This window comes from Chitinophaga solisilvae (assembly GCF_009928525.1).
Taxonomy (GTDB): domain Bacteria; phylum Bacteroidota; class Bacteroidia; order Chitinophagales; family Chitinophagaceae; genus Chitinophaga; species Chitinophaga solisilvae.
In genome coordinates, this window is record NZ_JAABOK010000003.1 from 362,374 (window position 1) to 384,861 (window position 22,488).

Here is a 22,488-nt window from a genome sequence, read left to right on the forward strand (position 1 = left end):
CAATATACTTTCGTACTGTTTTTTGCAAACATTTAACAGTTTTAGCTGGAAGTAAGCACTATCAACCTGCATGCCTCCGCCCCTAAAATCACGTCTTAGCCTTGCCTTCCCACAGAGTACGTTGTAATTCATTGAAAATGAATATCGTTTATTCAAATATTTGATGCTATGCATTCAAACGCTACTCCTAAAAGATCCTTGCTTGTTTTTTCCTGTTCCTTTGTACTGATCATGCTGATTGCTGCAATCAGCAACTTCGTGTCAGCCTATACAAAGAACATACCTATGGCCTTTCCTGTCAGGGAGACATTTATCCGCAACTATCAGAAATGGCACCCCCACTCCCCCCTGGTTACATACAAACCTGGGGCCAGGACCATCGCTGCCGGACCATTATGGTCCTATGCAGGCGGACAAAGTAAAGTAACGTTTGGAGGGGCCTGTTTCTTATGTGATATCCAGAATCCAACCTTCGCCATCGACGGCGATCTCAACACGGCATCAAAACTCGTTTTGCCTGTAGGCGTACTGGGTGGTATCGCACAGAAACTGCAATTCCCCGGCAGCTACCAGGCCGGAGATCAGGTAGTACTTGACCTGGAAATACCCGATAAATTTTATACCAAGCAACTGATGTCTGCCGTACAGATTGAAACATTCAATGCAGGCGTTGCCAATAATGATATTGTAAAACTCGATAATCAGCTCGTCAGAGTTCAGCTCCTCGGCGTAGGCCCCGGCAGCACCAACAAATTCAGGGTAACCATCCCCATCACAAAAGCATTTGATGAAGTACAGATAGGCCTTTCCGCAATATTTGCGGAATTTGGCGCATTACTGATCTATGAAGCAGCAGCGGTTATTCCCATATCTGTAAACACACCGGCTACTATCCCCGTAGGTGGTAATGTAACCCTGAACGCTTCTCTGCCTCGCGTGTCCGGCGCTACCTTCAAATGGTATAATACCGCTATCGGAGGTACCCCGCTGTCATCATCAGCATCTTTTACCACTCCTGTTCTTACCAGAAGCACTACCTATTATGTGGAAGCAATCACTTCCGGTTTACAAAGCTATATTCGTACGCCCGTTCACGTTAAGGTAAGCGGCGGCGCCGGCGCTCTCTGGAGCTTCGGTGCTGACGAACTAAGCCCTGTAACCTCCGGTGTTGCCTGTGCGCTCTGCTTTGTAGACAACCCCGATCTGGCAGTAGACGGAGATACCCTCACGGCTTCCAAAATAGTATTGCCCGCCGGCGTACTCACCTCTGCCGGTCAGCGTATCTATTTCTCCGGCAGCTACAAGGCAGGAGATAACGTATCGCTCGATCTGGAAATTCCTAATAAAATATATACCAAACAGGCACTGTCAGGTATTAAAATAGAAACCTTCAATAACGATATTTCCAATGGAGATGCCACTACCATCGGCGCTTCACTGATCCGTTTGCAAGCCCTGGGCGTTGGCCCCGGCGGAATCAGCAAATTCAGGGTGGTGCTGCCTGTTACCAAAGACTTTAACGCGGTACAGGTAAGCCTGGCTGCTGCTTTCGCAGAATTCGGCGCACTGAAAATTTACGAAGCCGCCGCCTTCGTTCCGGTGAAAGCAACACCCGACACCGTCGCTATCTCCAGAGGACAAACAACTACGCTGACTGCTGCCATCAATCCCCGGATGGCCAATGCTACTTTCCGCTGGTTCACCACTCCCACCGGAGGTACGCAGGTAGGCTCCGGCAGCAGCTTCACCACACCTGCCCTCAGCGCTACCACTACCTACTACGTGGAAGCAACTACCCCCGGTGACGGATTAACCAGCTTCGTGCGTACCCCCGTTTACGTGAGAGTGAGAAACGCGGCAGGCGCCATCTGGAGCTATGCTGCAGAAGAACAAAGCCCTGTGACAGGCGGCGTGGCCTGCGCATTGTGCTTTGTAGATAATCCGACACTTGCCATTGACGGCGATACAACCACCGCTTCTAAAATAGTACTGCCGGTAGGCCTGGTAACTACTGCCGGCCAGCTGCTGAAATTCCCGGCTACCTACAAGGCCGGCGATTATGTAGTACTGGATCTTCAGATTCCGGATAAACTCTACACCAAACAATTATTATCCGCTATAAAAATCCATACGAAGAATAACGGCGTTGACAACAACGACGCTATCACACTGGATAACTCCCTGATTCGCCTGCAAGCCCTGGGCTTAGGGCTGGGTAGCACACCCAAATTCAGGGTGATGTTCCCTGTAACCAAAGACTTTGATGCGGTACAGGTAGATCTGAGCGCATTATTCGCAGAGTTCGGCGCTTTACAGATTTACGAAGCTGCGGCTGTTATTCCGGTAACAGTAACCCCGCCGGCTGTAACGCCTGTAGGCAGCACCGTAACCCTGACGGCTTCCATGCCAAGGGTGCCTAATGCTACCTACAAATGGTACAGTACCCCTACCGGTGGTACCCCGCTGGCTACAGGAGCTACTTTCACCACCCCTGCCCTTACCAGAACAACTGATTATTATGTTGAAGCCAGTGTGGCAGGTGCTCCCCTGGGCGCACAGAGCTATGTACGTACCCCCGTTCACGTTAAGGTAAGCGGCGGCGCCGGACCGCTCTGGAGCTTCGGTGCTGAGGAAGTAAGCCCGGTTACTGGCGGTATCGCCTGCGCACTCTGCTATGTAGACAACCCCGGTTATGCTATTGACGGCGATACACTCACCGCTTCTAAAATAGTACTGCCCGTAGGTGTAATTACTTCTGTAGGGCAACGTATTATTTTCTCCGGAAGCTATAAGGCCGGAGACAATATTGCCCTCGACCTCGAAATTCCTGATAAAGTATACACCAAACAGGCATTGTCAGGCATACAGATAGAAACATTTAACAACAACGCTTCCAACGGAGATATAACTACTATCGGCACATCCCTGATACGCCTGCAGGTGCTGGGTGTAGGCCCCGGTGGTATCAATAAGTTCAGGGTCATATTACCGGTGACCAAAGACTTTAACGCAGTGCAGGTGAGCCTCGCAGCTACTTTCGCAGAATTTGGCGCGCTCAAGATTTATGAAGCTACCGCCTTCGTTCCGGTGAAAGCAACACCTGACTCCATTGCTGTTTCCAAAGGACAGACGGCTACCCTTAATGCTGCTATCAATCCACGCATGGCTAATGCTACCTTCCGCTGGTACAACGCTCCAACCGGAGGTTCGCTGGTAGGCACAGGCAGTAGCTTTGTTACCCCTCCAATGAATGCTACCACTACCTATTATGTGGAAGCTACTACTCCGGCTGACGGATTAACGAGCTTTGTTCGTACCCCCGTTTACGTGAGAGTCAGAAATGCCGCAGGTGCTTTATGGAGCTATGCTGCTGAAGAGCAAAGCCCGGTAACCAGTGGCGTTGCCTGCGCATTGTGCTTTGTAGATAATCCGACACTTGCCATTGACGGCGATACTACTACAGCCTCCAGAATAGTGCTGCCGGTAGGCCTGGTAACCACCGCAGGTCAGCTGCTGAAATTCCCCGCCAGCTACAAAGCAGGCGATTACGTGGTGCTGGATCTTCAGATTCCGGATAAACTCTACACCAAGCAATTATTATCTGCTATAAAAATTCATACTAAAAATAACGGCGTTGACAACAACGACGCCATTACCCTGGATAACTCCCTGATCCGCCTCCAGGCGCTGGGTATAGGTCTGGGCAGCACACCTAAATTCCGGGTGATGTTCCCGGCAACCAAAGACTTCGATGCTGTGCAGGTAGATCTGAGCGCATTGTTCGCTGAATTCGGCGCATTACTGATTTATGAAGCGGCCGCTGTTATTCCGGTTACCGTGAATACGCCGGCAGTTACTCCTGTAGGCAGCACCGTAACGCTGACAGCCTCCATGCCAAGGGTGCCCAATGTTACCTTCAGATGGTTCAACAGCCCAACCGGCGGCACGCAGCTGGGAACCGGCGCCACATTTACGACACCTGTTCTGACCAGAACAACAGATTATTATGTGGAAGCTACTGTTCCGGGTGCAACACTGGGAGGCCAGAGCTATGTTCGTACGCCCGTTCGCGTTAAAGTAAGCGGTGGGGCCGGACCACTCTGGACATTCGGTTCTGAAGAGGTAAGCCCCGTAACCGGTGGTGTTGCCTGCGCCCTCTGCTTTGTGGATAACCCGGGCCTGGCCATTGACGGCGATACTACTACTGCTTCCAGGATTGTATTGCCTGTAGGTATAGTTACTTCTGTAGGCCAGCGTATTATTTTCTCCGGTAGTTATAAAGCGGGAGATAATGTTGCCCTCGACCTGGAAATACCGGATAAGGTATACACCAAACAGGCATTGTCAGGTATACAGATAGAATCTTTCAACAATAATGTTTCCAATGGAGATGTAACTACTATCGGTACATCCCTGATCCGCCTGCAGGCGCTCGGTGTAGGGCCTGGCGGTATCAGCAAATTCAGGGTGGTACTGCCGGTTACAAAAGACTTTAACGCAATACAGGTTAGTCTTGCTGCTGCTTTCGCAGAATTCGGCGCACTGAAAATTTATGAAGCAACTGCATTTGTGCCGGTGAAAGTAACGCCTGATACACTGCGTATTACCAAAGGCCAGAGCACTACGCTCACGGCTTCCATCAACCCGCGTATTGCCAATCCGGTGTTCCGTTGGTATACTACCCCTACAGGCGGTACGCCGGTAGGTACGGGAGCTACATTTACAACTCCTGCCTTGAACGATACCACCACCTACTATGCAGAAGCATTTACCGCTGTGGATGGGCTGAGCAGCTTTGTCCGCACACCGGTATATATTAAAGTAAGAAGGGCTGCCGGCTCTTTATGGAGCTTTGCAGATGATGAGTTAAGTCCGGTTACAAGCGGTGTCGGTTGTGCACTGTGCTTTGTAAATGATCCGAAACTGGCCGTGGATGAAGATACTACCACCGCGTCTACCATAGTGCTGCCGGTGGGTGTGGCTACTTCTGCCGGTCAGCGGTTACGTTTCCCTGGTGGCTACAAGGCCGGCGATTACGTTTCCCTCGATCTTGAAATACCAGGAAAACTGTTCTCTGCTCAGGCATTATCAGGTATACAGGTAGAAACATTCAATAATGAAATTTCCAATGCTGATAACAGATCTCTCAGCCCGGCGCTGGTACGGGTACAGTTATTGGGCCTTGGAACAGGCGGTACCAATAAATTCCGTGTAATATTCCCTGTGCTGAAAGATTTCGATGCAGTACAGGTTAGCTTGTCTTCTTTATTCTCCGCATTTGGTTCCCTCAAAATATATGATGCTGCAGGCATCATACCAATTAAGATCACACCGGACTCCAGCAGCGTGGTGCGTGGTGGATCTGTAACATTCGCCGGCGATATAAGCCGCGTTCCAGGAGCTTCTATACAGTGGTTCAGTACCCCTGCGGGCGGTACGCCATTGTCTAGCGGCCCGAACTTTACTACTCCTCCTGTTAATAGAAGCACTGTATTTTATGCAGAAGCAACCGGCCCTGATGGCCTGAAAAGCTTTGTCCGCACACCTGCTCCGGTTACTGTAACCAATGGAGTTGGCCCGCTGTGGACACATGCAGACCAGGAACAAAGTCCGGTAACCGGCGGCCTGGCCTGCGCACTTTGCTTTGTAGACAGTGCCAACCTGGCGGTAGACGGCGATACAACCACGGCTTCTAAACTGGTATTACCAGTGGGGGTTGCCGGTTCTATCGGACAGGTATTGAAGTTCCCCGGTAACTACAAAGCCGGCGACTTCATCGCACTGGATCTCCAGATTCCGGGAGCGATCTATACCAAACAATTATTATCAGCTATCACCATGCACACCCTGAAAGGTGGTGTGGACAATAACGATCCTGTTACGCTGAATAACTCCCTGATAAGACTCCAGGCCCTCGGGCTGGGTATCGGCAGTACGCCTAAGTTCAGGGTGATTCTGAAAGCAACGAAGGACTTTGATGCAGTACAGGTAGATCTCGCAGCACTTTTCGCCGAATTTGGCTCGCTGCGGATTTATGAAGCTACTGCCTTTATTCCTGTTACCGTAACACCTTCTCCGGCAACTGCACCTTCCGGTGGTACGGTTACCCTCACGCCGGCGATTGACCTGACCAGGGTCACTAACCCGACATTCAAATGGTATACAGCGCCAACCGGCGGCACACCGGTATTTACAGGTACCAACTTCACTACACCGCCTTTAAGCCGCAATATCACTTACTATGTAGAGGCATTCTCTCCGGTAGATGGGCTGAACAGTTATGTACGGACTCCTGTGGATATTAAGGTTGGCGGTGGCCCAGGTACTATCTGGAGCTTCGGTCAGGATCAGACAGGACCATTTACTTCCGGCCTTGCCTGCCTGGCTTGTACTATAGAAAATCCTGAACTGGCATCTGATGGCGATAGTACTACTGCTTCCAAATTCATCACCGGTATAGGTGTTGGTACTACGCTGAGCCAGCGGGTAATATTCCCGGGTGTTTATCAGCCCGGCGACAGCATTGTGCTGATAATGGATCTGCCCGGAGATCCGATTGCCAATGCACAACTGATTCCGAATATTAAAGTAAGAACCTTCAATAATGCCATCTCCGGTTCTCCGGTTGATAATAATGACGAAGTTTTACTCAATAATACAGGACTGGTAAGGTTACAGGTATTAGGTGTTGGGCTGAGCGGTGCCAACAAATTCAGGGTAACTATTCCGGCCACAAAAACCTTTGACGCCGTACAGGTTGGCCAGGGTTCACTGGTGGGAGCTTCCTCCGTGCTTCGCCTGTATGAAGTAACAGCAGCTATTCCGATTACGGTAACACCGTCTCCGGCTACAGCTCAGTATAATAAAACGGCAACACTCAATGCTGCCATCAGGGTGCCAAACGCTACCTTCCAGTGGTTCAGCGCACCAACCGGCGGCGTGCCGCTTCCGGGTGGTACGGGCGCCACATTCACTACGCCTAACCTTTCAAGGAATACCATTTACTACGTAGAAGCAACTGACCCTGCCGGTAAGAAGAGCTTTACCCGTACAGCCGTACCGGTGAAAGTGAAAGGTGGTGCTGGTCCGTTGTGGTCTTTCGGTACAGATCAGCAAAGCCCGATTACAGGTGGTATTGCCTGCGTACTGTGTACTGTTACCGATTCCATGAAAGCTATCGACGGTGATACAACCACTGCATCCAAACTGGTTGTGCCGGCTGCAATAGGAGGAAGTGTCGGACAGAAAATCATCTTCCCGGGTTCATATCTGGCAGGAGACAGCATCATTCTCTTCCTCAGCGTGCCCGGTAACGATCCGCTGGCCAGCGTACAACTGCTGGGCAGCATTTCCGTGAAAACTTCCAATGGAGGCGTTGAAAATAATGATCCGACTACTCTCAGCAATAATGCGGTAGGATTAAGCCTGCTGGGCCTCGGCACCAATGGCGAGCGTAAATTCAGGGTAGCTATCCCGGCTAAGAATCCGTTTGATGCCGCGCAGGTTGACCTGGGCTCTCTGGTAGGTGTCAGCAATTCTCTGAGTATCTATGAAGTAGCTGCCAGCATTCCGGTAACATTAGTAGTGACACCTACTGATACTACTATCGTATCTGGCCAGACGGCTACCTTCAACGCATCTATTCCGAGAATTCCGGATGCTACATTTAACTGGTACACCACCCCGACCGGTGGTGCGCCGATAGCCACTACCAATACTTTTGTAACACCACCGCTGACACAGGCAACCACTTATTATGTGGAAGCCACTTCTCCGGCAGATGGTCTGATAAGCCTGGTACGTACTGCCGTTACCGTTAAGGTAACCAATGCTGCAGGACCGGGAACAGTCGGTTGCGGCGGAGGAACCGGCCCATCCACGGATGGTGCGGAAGGCCTGTGCCTGCTTTGTAATGTAGCTAACCCCGGACTGGCCACCGATGGCTCTCCGGATACATATTCCACTATTAACGTGGGAGTAGGCGTTGCCGGTAAATACTACCAGCAGATACCATTTGCACAGGCAGGAGCTGCCACAGACAGTATCCGTATCAAAATCGGATCAGGAGGTGCGCTGCTGGGACTCGCCAATGGTATTGTTGTAACCACCTACAACGGAGCCACACCGAATCCAAGTCCGATTACAGTGGACTCCTCGCTGCTGATGCTGCTCAACGGATCAACCACCGGAACAATTACACTGCCGGCCAGACAACCGTTTACTTCTGTGAGAATTGCCTTTGGCAGTACGGTAGGTCTTATCTCGGCACTGAATGTGTACTATGTGAAGGTGATTACCCCGGTAGCCAAAGTAGCTGCTTCCAACGTGTTTGTTTGTAGTGGTCAGCCGGCAACACTTACTGCCAACGGACCGGCCGGATATTCTTTCCGTTGGTTTACCACTGCTTCAGGTGGTACGCCGGTAGCTACCACACCCAGCTATACCACACCGGCTGTTACCGGAACTACCAACTACTTTGTAGAGGCTGTAGGAGCAAATGGTTGCGGCAGCGAATTCCGTACGCCTGTTACCGTTACTACCGGTTTGCCAAGCGTAACTGTAACACCTGCTTCTGCCAACGTAGCGCAGGGATCAACACCAACATTCAATGTAGTGAATCCTGATGTTAATAATATTTACAACTGGTACACCGTACCAACCGGTGGTACACCGGTATTTGCAGGTACTACCTTCGGAGTGCCGCCGGTGAATGCCAATATCACCTACTATGTTGAGGCGGTAAGTAAAACCAATGGTACATGTAAGAGTCTGCGTACACCAGTGCCGGTTACACTGAACGGCGGTGGCGGACCAGGAACGCCTGTTCCTGGAGACATTGATTGCGGTGGAGCTACTACCCAGCTGAGCAGCGCCAACGGATTATGTATCGGTTGTTTCGTTGAGAAACAGGATTCTGCTGTAGACAATAACACCACTACTTCTTCTTCCATGCATGTGGTAGCAGGTTTACTGGGTGGTTACACAGAACAGGTACTGATCTTCCCGACAGGCGGAAAATCCGGCGACAGCGTGAGAATAGGATTGTCTACCAACGTTGGCCTGGCTGATGTAGGTGTGCTGCCATCCATACAGATTTCTTCTGCTAAAGGCGCTACTTCCAATAACGATGCGATTACCCTGGATAATCCGCTGATTAATCTCAGATTACTGAGTGGCTCCAAAGGCGTAATATCCTTTAAACCCGGAGGTAATACAGGTGCAGACTTTGACAGGGTGGTGATCCGTCTGAATTCAGGAGTGGCTGCATTACTGACATCCCTGAATGTGTATTATGCGCAGATATTTGCCGGACCTCCAACAGTAGAAAAGGATACCGTATACGTTTGTAGCGGTGCTACGGCTTCCCTGAAAGCTACAGGTCCGGGTACCAACTTCCGCTGGTATACACAGTTAACAGGCGGTTCTCCTGTTGGCACCGGAGCAACTTTATCTGTTCCGAATGTTACTGCGAATGCGGTTTATTATGTAGAAGCAATTTCCGGAGCAGGTTGTGCTAATCCTGCAAGGAAGGCTGTATATGTAATGGTAGGCTTACCAAAAGTGATTGTAGCGCCGGAATCTGTAAGCGTGAACAGTGGTGCCACTGCAACCTTTACAGTAACCAATCCGAATCCGCAGTACGATTACAACTGGTATGATGCGCCATCAGGCGGTACACAGGTGGCCAGCAAGGTAACCTCGTTTACTACGCCGCCGCTGACTGCTGCCAAGATTTATTATGTGGAAGCAGTGGATAAGGCTACCGGCTGCGCCAGCTCACAGCGTACGAAGGTAACAGCAGACATTAACCTGTCTCCTGAACCGGTACCGTGTAGTTTTGCAACCCAACAGCAAAGCCCCATCATCAATGGCGTATGTCTGCTGTGTGCTGTAGATAATCCTGCCCTCGCGGTAGATAATAATGCTAACTCTGCATCCACTATTAATGCAACGGTGGGTGCAGTAGGATATATCGGTCAGTTGCTGACCTTCCAGAATGCATATGCAGCAGGTGACAGCATTACCATGGATCTGGAAGTACCAGGTCAGGTAATTGGCGCCAGCCTGTTAGGCGGTATCAGGGTAGAAACCTACAACGGTGCCACAGCCAATAGCGATGCAAGATTCCTGGACGCTGCGCTGATAAGGGTAGAATTACTGTCAACCGGTAATAAATTCAGAGTCACCTTCCCGGTAACCAAAGCCTTCACCGGCGTACTGATCAGTATCAATGGTGCCGCAGTATCCTTACTCACCAGTGTGAAAGTATACTTTGCCGCAGCATTCCCGCCACGGCCAACACCTGAACTGACCACCTACAGCACTTGTGCCGGCAAGCCTGATACCCTGAAAGTAACAGGTCCTGCAGGTGCTGACATCGCCTGGTTTGATGCGGCAGTTGGCGGTACACAACTGGGAACCGGCAACATATTTATCACTCCTGCGCTGACAAGCTCAGTAACCTATTATGTACAATCAGGCAAGTACAATTGTGCTAACCCTGTAAGAGTGCCTGTACTGGTAACAGTTGGCGCCGGCCCTGCCGCACCGACTGCTCCGGGTGTAACACTCTGCGCCGGTGGTAAAGCAACGCTGGTGGCCACTGCGCCTCCAGGCGTTATCTTCCATTGGTACAAGAGCGGCACAGATACAGCGATACTGGCTACAGGTACGTCTTTCGTGACACCAACAGTAACTGCTGATACAGCTTACTATGTAGCTGCTGATAACAATGGCTGTCTCAGTACACGCACAAGAGTACCGGTAACGGTAACAGCTGCTGCGGCCAACTTCACCGTAACGCCGACAACTACCACCGTGAGCCGCGGACAGGGAGCGCTGATCAATGCTTCCAGCACCGGTTCCGGTATCATATTCAAATGGTACAATGCTGCGGGAGACAGCGTCTTCACCGGTCCTGCATTTAATACAGGCCCGCTGCAGGTAACCACCACATACACAGTAACTGCCGTTAATGCCGGCGGTTGCGCATCCGCGCCGATCACTGTAACAGTGAATGTATTGGGCGGTGGTACCAACGATGTGCCTTGCGATGCAGCTACCACTGAAACCAATAGCGCAAACGGTATCTGTATAGGATGTTATGTAGATAATCCTGCACTGTCTGTAGATGGCAGCACCACCACCGGAGGTACTCTCCACGTTGTTGCAGGGCTGCTGGGTGGTTACGTACAACAAACCGTGATCTTCCCGACTGCCAGCAATCCGGGCGACAGTGTGAATGTTCACCTGGCATTCCCGGTTGCCCTGGCGGATGTAGGCCTCCTCTCTTCTTTTGATGTAGCTACCTACAACGGTGCTACCTATAATAATGACCGTGTGTCTATCGGCAACTCTCTGCTCACGCTGAGATTACTCAGTGGTAACCAGCAGGCGGTGCTGAGCTTTAAACCTAATGCAGTATTCGATCGTGTAGAACTGCGGCTCAACTCCGGCCTGGCTTCCCTCCTGAATGCAGTGAGCGTAAATTACGCGAACCGCTTTGTGGCAGCACCGGAAGTAACTGCTGATTCCGTAATAGCTTGTGCCGGCGATTCCGCTACACTCTCTATTAAGAATCCGGTGGCAGGTGTTACCTATAAATGGTATAGCCAGGCATCCGGCGGTGTGGCATTGGGTACTGGTACTTCCTTCAGGGCGGCAGCACTGACAAACGGCGCTACTTACTATGCTGAGGCTACCAAATCAAATATAGACTGTCCGAATCCGCGCCGTAAAGCGGTGAAAGTGGTGATAGCACCTGCACCTCCTGCACCGGGCCAGCCGGCAACCGTAAATGTTTGCCTTGGTTCCAATGCGCAGCTGGCAGTGGATGCACCTAACCGCAATTACACCTATGGCTGGTACAATGCACCAACCGGTGGTACCAAACTGAATACCGACAGCGGATTTGTATTCAATGTTATCAACGTACGTAAGGATACCATCCTGTATGTGGAAGCAGTAAACAGTTGCGGTGTAGCGTCTCCGAGACAGGCGATCGCTGTGAAAGTATCTTCTTCTCTCAGTGCGCCGATTGTTACACCTAATCCTGATTCTGTGAATCTGGGTGTACAGGCGGTACTTACTGCTTCTAACAGTGGCACCAACCTGGTATACACCTGGTATGGCAGCCAGAATGGAAATGATAGTCTGTTTACAGGTCCGACCTATTCACCGCCAACGCAGAATACACCAGGTACTGTAGTATACTGGGTGGAAGCATCTCTTGGCGGAGGGGCAACCTGTAAGTCAATACGTGTACCTGCTACTGTAGTATACGGCAACTTCGGCAACCCGCGTCCTGTTCCGTGCGAGGGAGCAACATCCCAGACTATCGGCGGCAGCGGCCTGCTGGTGCTGGGCAATGTATACAACCCGCAGCTGGCTGTAGATAATGATGCTACAACCGCATCCTCACTGGTTATCAATGTGGGTGCACTGAACGCACAGGTATGGGAAAGAGCTAAATTCAACGGTGTTTCTGTAGCGGGTGATACTGTAAGGGTATTACTCTCCAATCCAAGTGTGGTGCTCTCCGCACAATTGCTGGGTGGCATACAGCTCACTACTTATAATGGTACCACTCCGGGTGATTCCCTGATGGCCAACAACCCGCTGATTAAACTGACGCTTCTGAGCAACAACTCTCAGGCACTGCTGGAATTCGTTCCAACCAAACAGTTTGATGCAGTTGAGGTGAAACTGAAGTCCGGCATTGTAGCCGCACTGACAGAAGTAGGCTTCAACTACGCACAGCGTGCACTGGTACAACCTGTAGTACAGGCTAATCAGGTGGCTGTCTGCGCAGGTAACACCGCTACACTGAATGTACAGAATCCGGCTGCCGGTATCACGTACCGCTGGTATACATCCAACGGTACCTACCTGGCAGGTAAAGATGGTCCGTCATTCACTACCGGTGCGCTCAGTAAGGATACTACCTTCTTTGTGGAAGCATTCCGTAATGGTTGCGCCAGCAAAGGAAAATCGATGGCTAGCGTGAAAGTAGCAGCGGCTCCTGCAGCTCCTGCTGTATTGTCTGCAGATGTTAAAGTCTGCACAGGCGCTAATGCCGACCTGGCTATAGCTACTCCGGCGAAAGGTTACACCTATAACTGGTACAATGTAGCCACCGGCGGTACCAAACTGAATACCGACAGCGGCTTTGTATTCAGAGTAATGAATGTAACAGCACCTGCTACCTACTATGTAGAAGCAGTGAATGATAGCTGTAAAACAATATCTGCCACCAGAACAGCGGTGAAAGTAAGCACTGCTGCGGCACTGGATGTTCCGAAAGTGACTCCTGCAACAGACACCGTAGTGGTGAATCAGCAGGCGATATTCACTGCAAGTGCAGCTACTGCCAATACCGTGTTCTACTGGTTCAGAACACAGACCAGCACCGATACGCTCTTCAAGGGAGCTGTTTATGCGGCGCCTGCTTCAGCGACTCCGGGTACTGTAACCTTCTGGGTGGAAGCTGCCCTGCCGGGTGCTACTGTTTGTAAGTCTGCAAGAGTACCTGCAACGGCCATCACCATACCAGACAGAAATGATCCGGTACCGTGTGAAGGTGCAACCGGTCAGACAATCGGCGGCTCCGGCCTGCTGGTTCTGGGTAACGTTTATAACCCGCAACTGGCTGTAGATAACAGCGCCAATACGGCTGCTTCCCTGGTCATCAACCTGGGCGCACTGAATGCCTCCGTTTGGGAAAAGGCTACCTTCTCCGGTGGTGTATCTGCTCCGGGCGATACCGTGAAAGTATTGCTGTCCAACCCAAGTGTAATACTCTCTGCCGCAGTACTGGCAAGTGTTCAGCTGACCAGTTATAACGGCAGCACCCGGGGAGACTCCATCCTGGTGTCCAACCCGCTGTTACACCTGGAATTACTCAGCGGTAACAGAGGCGCGCTCCTGTCCTTCGTTCCAACCAAACCATTTGATGGTGTGGAAGTGAAACTGAAATCAGGTATTCTGGGCGCTCTGACAGAAATAGGATTTAACTACGCTCAACGCGCCCTCGTACAACCAACTGTACAGGTAAGCAGCGCCAGCGTATGTAAGGGTGGAAGAGCAACGCTGAAAGTGGTGAACCCGGCTCCGGGTGTAACCTACAGCTGGTTCGACAACAGAGGCAACCGCCTGCTGGATAGCATAGCGTATGTGACACCGGCCACACTGGATTCCGGTACTTACGTTTACTTCGCAAGAGCTACCAGAAACGGTTGTCAGGGTGCAGCATCTGCTCCTGCTCAGGTAAGAGTACTGGGTGCTCCCGGAGTGCCGGTACCAACCAACGGTAACAATGCTACCACCTGTCTGAATACGCCGGTTACACTGAGCGTAAACCCGGTAGCAGGTGTAACCTTCAACTGGTACGATGCAGCTACCGGCGGTGCTAAACTGGCATCCAATACCAATACATACACAACGCCGGCTAATCTGGCAGCAGGTACATACAACTTCTATATTGAAGCGGTAAATGGTAACAACTGTACCAATGACAGCGCCCGTGCGAAGATTACTCTCCGTGTAGACAGCGCAGCTACTGCTGCAGACATCAATGCGGCAGACCAGGTGATCTGCGCAGGCGGAACTGCGGTACTGACACCAACTACCACTACAGTTCAGAATCCTGTATTCAAATGGTACGCTAACCCTGATAAGACAGGACCAATCACTACCGGTGTAAGCGCTACAGGCGTACTCACCATCCCTGGTCTTGCAGTAGGTACCTACACTTATTATGTGAGCGTAAGCAACGCCGGTAAGTGTGAAAACGCAGCAGGCGCACTCAAAGCGGTGAAAGTAACCGTTAATAAAGCATCTGCCGCAACCGACATCATCGCAGCAGATACAACGGTATGTGCGCAGACAACAGTAACGTTGAAAGCATCTTCCACTACAGTTACCAACCCGGTATTCAAATGGTACGCTGACGCAGCGCTGAAAACACTGCTGCAAACCGGCGCCACTTATACTACCGGTACTATCACAGCCACCACTACTTTCTACGTAACAGTGGAAGGAAGCAACAGCTGCGCAAACACTGCAGGTAATGCCAAAGCGGTAACCGTATCTGTAACAAGTCTGCCAGCGCCGGTTATTGATGCATCCAGTATCAGTATCTGTGCAGGCGACAGCGCAACACTTACTGTGAAAAATGCATTGCCATCACTCACTTACCGCTGGTACAGCACGGCAACAGGTGGTACGCCACTGTTCACCGGACCGGTGTATGTAGTGAAAGGACTCACTGCTTCCGCAGACTTCTATGCAGAAGTATCTGCCGGCAGCTGTGCAGGTGCGGCAAGAACTAAAGTATCCATAGGTGTTGGTACAGCTCCTGTACCAATCCTCGAATCCAATAATGTAACAGTTTGTCAGGGTGGTACAGCCATACTGAAAGTAACATCTTCCACAACCGGCATCACCTACAAATGGTATACAGCAGCAACCGGCGGTACGCTCCTGTTCACCGGACCAATCTTTACCACTCCTGTAGTTAATACTACTACCCAGTTCTATGTGGAAGCAGTAGGTACCGGACAGTGTGGTAAACCATCAGCCCGTGCAACGGCTACCGTTAATGCTGTACCGGTTCCGGCAGCGCCAGTAATCGTAACGCCAAACGTGAGTACATGTATCGGTCAGAACATAAGCCTGGCTATACAGAATCCGCAGGCCGGCGTCACCTACCAATGGTTCACTGCAGCTACAGGTGGTACCCTGGTATTTACCGGTCCGGTTTACAATGTAATTGCAAACAGCAACGTGACCTACTACGTACAGGCACTTGTTGGCGGTGGTTGCCCAAGCGCTACCAGATCAGTGGCAACAATAACAGTGAATACAGTACCGGCTACTCCGGAAATCACTGCTTCTTCCCTGTCAGTATGTGCAGGCGGCACCGTAACACTGGGTATTAAGAATCCGGTGGCAGGCACTATCTATCGCTGGTATAATGCAGCAACAGGTGGTACGCTCCTGGCAACAGGCACCAGCTTCACAACCGGAGCGCTGACAGCTAACACTGATTTCTATGTAGAAGCCAGCAACGGCAACTGCGCAGGCACGGTTAGAGCGAAAGTATCCATAGGTGTAGGTCAGGCGCCAACACCAATACTTGAAGCCAATAATGTAACAGTATGTCAGGGTGGTAAGGCAACCTTGCGTGTAATATCTGCAGCCAATAATGTAACCTACAGATGGTATACTACAGCTACAGGTGGTACGGCAATATTCACCGGCCCGACATTCACAACGGATCCGCTCACCAATTCCATGGACTTCTATGTAGAAGCTACCGGAAATTCCGGCCAATGTGGCAATCCGTCTGCAAGGGTGAAAGCGGTAGTAACCGTAACAACAGCGCCTGCAGCACCGGAAGTAACAGCAACCACGCTGAGAGCTTGCGCAGGTACAGGTGTAACAGTATCCGTGAAGAACCAGCAGGCAGGTATCACCTACCAATGGTACAACGCAGCTACCGGTGGTACGTTGCTCTTCACCGGTCCGGTTTATAATGTACCGGTTGTTAACAGCAACACTACCTTCTATGTACAGGCCAATGTAGGTACCGGATGCTCCAGCGCAACAAGAACAGGCGTTACAGTAACGGTAGATCCTTCACCGGCAACACCAACAGTATCATCAGACAATGTCAGAACCTGCATAGGCGGTACAGCTACCTTCGCCGTTCAGAACCCGGATCCTGCGGTTACCTACCGCTGGTACAGCGCACCATCCAACGGTACGCTCCTGGCAACCGGCACCAGCTATACCACCGGACCGCTGGCACTCACTACTACCTTCTATCTGGAAGCAATCAACAGTGCAGGCTGCAGCAGCGTACGTAAAGGCTTGACAGCAACAGTGGTAAGCACTATCGATCCGCCGCTTGCTGATCCGGCAACTACCTGCGCAGGCCAGACAATAGTACTCAGTGTGAAAGGCAGACAGGCAGGTGTCATCTATAACTGGTATACTACAGCCACAGGCGGTACACCGGTATTCACAGGCGCAGACTTTACCATCACGCCAAATACAGGCATCACATACTACCTGGGCGCAGCTACCAGCGGCGGATGCACCAGCGCCAGCAGAACACCGGTAATCGTAACCGTAAACCCTGCACCTGCTGTTCCGGCAGTAGCCAATGCAACCATTGCTACCTGTCTGAACCAGCGCGCAACGCTGAATGTACTCAACCCTGACGCTACACTCACCTACAGATGGTATACAACGCCAACAGGCGGTACACCAGTAGCAACCGGCGCTACTTACACTACGCCGCCGGTAACTGCTAACCAGATGTACTACCTGGAAGCGGTGAACAGCAACAGCTGCCCAAGTGCAACGCGCACCGCTGTCAGCGTAACTGCTACCGGATCACCTGTAGCACCGACCGTAACAGGTAACGAAACAGGTATCTGCCCTGGCAAAACAGCCACACTAACGGCTACATCAACCACTGCAGGTGCAAACTTCCGCTGGTACAGCGCAGCAACAGGCGGTAATCCGTTGTTCACAGGAGCAACATTTACTACCAACGCACTGACAGCAAATACTACCTACTATGTGGAAGTATTCACTACCGGAGGTTGTGTAAGCACAGTAAGAACGGCAGCAGAAGTAACCATCCTGCAACCGCTGGCTACACCGAACGTAGTGGTGGATAATACAACAGCTACCAGCATTACCTTCCGCTGGAACCCTGTTCCAGATGCTCAACGGTATGAAGTATCACTCGATAATGGTGTCACCTTCATCCCGCCAAGCTCCGGCAACACCGGTACCACTCATACCGTATCCGGCCTGCAGCCTAATCAGACGGCAACGATCAGGGTAAGAGCCATTGGAAACGCAGACTGTCAGGCAAGCACCTTGTCTAACGGTGTAACCGGTACCACTACCAACCCGCAGGGCAATAACATCTACGTGCCGAACCTCTTCAGTCCGAACGGAGATGGTGTGAATGATATCGAATATGTATACAGCACCGCTATTGCTCAGCTGGAATTCAGGATCTACAATCAGTGGGGTCAGCTGGTATTCACATCCAAAGATCAACGTCAGGGATGGGATGGTACCATGAGCGGAGTGAAACAACCGGTAGGCGTATACGTATACATCGTGAAGGCTACCATGCGCGACGGTACTGTAGTTATGAAGAAAGGTAACGTGACCCTCATGAGATAGTCACGGAAAGAATGAAAGCAAAATGAATTAATTATAGCCGGGATGCAGGTTGCATCTGCCTGTATCCCGGTTAATCTTGAACAAGTAAAAAATGTTCCTATGAAAAGGATCTTTATTGTTGCAATACTTTTTTGGAGCAGTTTGTTGCCCAGGCTGGCCGAAGCCCAGGTGGACCCGCACTTTTCACAGTATTATGCGTATCCGCTGTGGCTAAATCCTGCACTGACAGGTGTGATTGATGGTGATTACAGGATTAGCGGCGATTACCGCAATCAATGGGCTAACTATGGTAAACCGTTCTCCACTGCAGGTATTTCCGTAGATGCCGCTACCAACAAAAATCTCGGCGTAGGATTGAATGTCATCAATATGGCTGCCGGGGATGCAGGATATAATTACTTCAATGCCATGGCAAGCGTATCCTATACGGGCGTAAGATTTGGCGCTACTAAAACCAGCCAGATTACCTTCGGTATTCAGGGTGGTATCATCAACCGCCGCGTGGATCCTGCAAAATTCCAGACAGGCAGCCAGTATCAGCCGGTGATAGGATATGATCCCAGCATCGCTAACGGGGAGAACGTTACCACCACCTCCTCCACGGTATTCGATGCCGGTGCAGGCGCCATGTTCTTCGACGGTAACCCTAACCACACACTGAACCCGTTTGTGGGCTTTGCTGCGGCACACCTTACCAGTCCGAAAGATCCGTTTGCTTCTAACGGAGAAGAAAAGAAACTGCCCGTAAGATACCAGGTACATGGCGGTACCAGAATTAAATTAAACGACGCGGTAAGCATCACCCCTACCGGATTATACATGCGGCAGGGAAATGCAGAAGAAATAGTGGCCGGCGCATATGCGTCACTGATGGTTAACCCGGAATTCGACTTCCTGGTGGGCGGTAACTACCGCTTCAATGATGCTGTAATTCCATTTGCCGGATTCCACTTTAAAGGTTTCGTACTGGGCCTCAGCTACGATGCCAACACATCCAATATGCGTCGCCTGGTAAATGGAAGCCAGAGCTTTGAAGTATCCCTTTCCTTTATCAGCCGTAAAAGAAGAATACTTGGTGAAGAATACTTTATCTGCCCAAGATTATAAAAGCTGGAACTGATGAGAATGGAGGAAAATATTTATACAGAACATAGAAATGGAACCCTCATGAAAAAAATTACACTCATTGTACTCGTAATTTTTGCAGGCATAATTAACTCCATACAAGCGCAGTATGTGTATGATTACAAGCATACGGCGGATGTCTATTACGGCGCAAAAGATTATTATTCGGCAGCACAGTATTACAATAAAGCCCTGGGTACCTTTAAAATCAAGCCGGAGCAGGTACTGCCCTATTCCGTTGGTGAAGCGGCAGCACCCAAAGGTAAATTCAAGGACTATCAACAGGTGGTAGCCCGGCTGGCAGAATCCTACCGCTTATACAATGACTTCGGTAACGCGGAAACATGGTATGCCCAGGTGGTAGGATTCAATAATCCCGCCTATCCGCAGGCCCGCTACTGGTACGGCGTATGTCTGAGGGCCAACGGTAAATACGACCAGGCCCTGCAGCAGTTTACCGAGTTCAAGAAAAATTATACAACATCCGATGAAATCGCCACCCGCGTACCATTGGAAATTGCTAACTGTGAGTTTGCAGTCAACGAATCTAAAAAACAACCGCGTTTTACGATACAGAAAACATCCGGAAATGTGAACGAAGGAGGCGCTAACTACGCACCAGTACTGCTGGATCAGAATACCCTGATGTTTACCTCTTCCCGCCCGGAAACACCACCATTACCTACATCCGGTAAGGCGGCCGACAAAAAGAACACCAACCGGAAAGGAACTCCCTATGTAAACGATTTATACACCGCTACCGGCAGCAACAATACGTATGATAACAGCAGGAAATTAAATATTCCCCTGTCTAAAGGTGTAGATCAGGGCGTATCTGCATTATCGCCGGATGGTAATTCCCTCTACCTTACCCGGTGGAATACCAAAAATGGAGAAAGACATGCTTCTGTTTATATCAGCATTAAACAGAATGGCGCCTGGGCAGAACCCAAAGTATTAGGCAGCAACGTGAACGTAGAAGGATATAACTCCATGCAGCCTTTCATTACAGCGGACGGCAAATACCTGTTGTTTACTTCTAACCGGCCAGGGGGCATGGGTAAAAATGACCTGTGGTATTGCGTGATGACCGGCAATACGCCGGGAAGCGCCCGTAATATGGGGACAGCAATCAATACCAAGGATGAAGAACAAGCCCCCTTTTATGACCAGGAGAAAAATCTGCTGGTATTCAGCACAGATGGCCGTGTAGGCCTCGGCGGACTTGATTTCTTCTCCAGCGAAGGCGATTTCGGTACCTGGTCTGTACCGGTAAATATGGGTATGCCACTCAATTCTCCCAAAGATGATATCTACTATACCGCATTGGATAATTCACATCCTTTTGCAGCAGGCTTCATCAGCTCCGACAGAGAATCTGTTTGCTGCCTGGAAGTATTTGGCGTGAACAGGGTACGCAAAATAGCGAGCGGACTGATTATCGACTGCGATACCCGGAAACCGCTGGAAGGTGCTACCGTTACCCTGATAGACACAGTACGGAGGAAAAATATCAATAAGGTAACGCTCGGACCTAGTGGCCGATACACCTTCGAAGTAGATGTACAGCGCTACTATAAAGTAGTAGCCGAAAAGGAAAACTATTTCACCAAAGCATTTTACTTCAATACAGATACTTTAAACAGAGTGGATTCTATGGATAATCCTACTGTTTGTATCAAACATTATGAAATTGAAAAACCAATTGTGCTGAATAATATCTACTACGATTTTGGTAAGGCTACCTTACGTCCTGAATCCAAAATTGTACTGGATACTGTAGTGGGCATTCTCAATGATAACCCCAAAATGACTATTGAAATGAGTGCGCATACAGATAGCGTAGGCTCTGTGAAATTCAATGATAAATTATCACAGGACCGTGCGCAGTCATGCGTGGATTATCTTATCAGCAGAGGTATTTCACCTGCCCGCCTGATTGCAAAAGGGTACGGCAAATCACGCCCGGTTGCGCCGAACTCACTGCCTAACCATAAGGATAATCCTGAAGGCCGTCAGCTGAACAGAAGAACAGAGTTCAAGGTACTCCGCAGGCAGGTACAGGTGCCAGCCAGTAATGATGACAGCGGTAGTACACAGTCAACACAATAAACCATTTAAGTAGCCGGAACCCGTTCCGGTACTTCCATATCCTATAATCAAAACGGAAAAATAGCCGGCGTTATGCCGGCTATTTCTTTTATCATCACTCCGTAATGGGCATACGATAGTAACTACGTTTCATGATAAAAACGTATAATCGTAAACGTTATAAAAGAGATGAATTAGTTGGCGGATTTACCGAAGTTGCCGATAGCCAGCGTGTCTGTGGAAGTCTTGTTCTGCATTACTTTCAGGTGTGCTGCATAGGCAACAGCATTATCGAACTTAAAGGCGGTATCCTTACTGGCGCCTGCAGCCTGGCGAACCTTGATAGTGCTTACTTTGCTGAATAATTCAATCTCCTTCATTTCAGCGCCGGTTCCTTTAATTTCTTTTGCTAACAGTGTATCAGTGGTAGGTGCTGTTTTAGGACCAAATACGAAGTACAGCTGATGTGCAGCATCTTTGGTGCTTTTAGCCAATGTCAGTGTAACGTTTACCGTCTTGTCGTTATTCTCCAGGATGGTAACAGTACCTAATGTTTTGGCAGCATCAGCACCTGCGCCACTCAACTGGAAAGTCTTGCTGCGTGCTGCCGGCGGCGGCGGTGTAACAGCGTCGTCTTTTTTGCAGGAAGTGAAGGCAATACCCAATACGGCGGCAGTCATGACTCCCACTTTGAGAGCACGTTTGTTGGAAATAAGCATGATTTCTGTTTTTTATATAGGTTTTAAGATTGCGATTAGTTTGGCATTTATTACAATCAAGGTTTTTCGGCGCTTACTGCATATTAAACGACGCTAAAAATAAAAAGTTACAGTACGTGTAATAAAAAAAGAAAATATCAACATGGTGTGTCGTGAAATGCTTTGCTGGGGCTGATTTTATACTGAAATATTTTTTCACTGGTATCGAATAACCTACGGTTGATGTTGCAACTTTAAACTTTTATGTAAAAAAATTAGCGGGTATAAAAAAAACTTTTACATTTGTTCCGCACTGAGGTGCAAAAAACTATCGGCATATGCTCTGTTAATTTGCTAACGGTCC

4 protein-coding genes are annotated in these 22,488 nt (G+C 50.0%); 3 read left to right on the top strand and 1 reads right to left on the bottom strand.

Annotated features, from left to right (window positions below):
• Positions 1 to 168: 168 nt before the first annotated feature.
• The 3 genes from GWG06_RS07455 (at position 169) to GWG06_RS07465 (ending at position 21,447) form a co-directional block, all read left to right on the top strand.
• Positions 169 to 18,210 (top strand): Ig-like domain-containing protein, encoded by an 18,042-nt coding sequence (locus GWG06_RS07455; RefSeq protein ID WP_160712343.1) that lies wholly within the window; start codon positions 169 to 171, stop codon positions 18,208 to 18,210.
• A 99-nt stretch (positions 18,211 to 18,309) separates the two neighbouring features.
• A complete protein-coding gene (locus tag GWG06_RS07460; RefSeq protein WP_127037431.1) occupies positions 18,310 to 19,317 on the top strand; it encodes a PorP/SprF family type IX secretion system membrane protein in 1,008 nt (335 codons plus the stop codon).
• Between the two features lie 60 nt (positions 19,318 to 19,377).
• Positions 19,378 to 21,447, top strand: coding sequence for an OmpA family protein (locus GWG06_RS07465; protein WP_160712345.1), 2,070 nt, complete (start codon positions 19,378 to 19,380; stop codon positions 21,445 to 21,447).
• Between the two features lie 173 nt (positions 21,448 to 21,620).
• Here the strand turns inward: GWG06_RS07465 and GWG06_RS07470 are convergent, their stop codons facing one another.
• On the bottom strand, positions 21,621 to 22,145 hold the full coding sequence (locus GWG06_RS07470) for a hypothetical protein (protein WP_127037427.1): 525 nt from the start codon (positions 22,143 to 22,145) through the stop codon (positions 21,621 to 21,623).
• Between the last annotated feature and the right edge of the window lie 343 nt (positions 22,146 to 22,488).

Excerpts from the sequence above, each read along its gene's own strand:
- GWG06_RS07455 (WP_160712343.1), top strand. The coding sequence starts at position 169 with ATGCATTCAAACGCTACTCCTAAAAGATCCTTGCTTGTTTTTTCCTGT.
- GWG06_RS07460 (WP_127037431.1), top strand. The coding sequence starts at position 18,310 with ATGAAAAGGATCTTTATTGTTGCAATACTTTTTTGGAGCAGTTTGTTG.
- GWG06_RS07465 (WP_160712345.1), top strand. The coding sequence starts at position 19,378 with ATGAAAAAAATTACACTCATTGTACTCGTAATTTTTGCAGGCATAATT.
- GWG06_RS07470 (WP_127037427.1), bottom strand. The coding sequence starts at position 22,145 with ATGCTTATTTCCAACAAACGTGCTCTCAAAGTGGGAGTCATGACTGCC.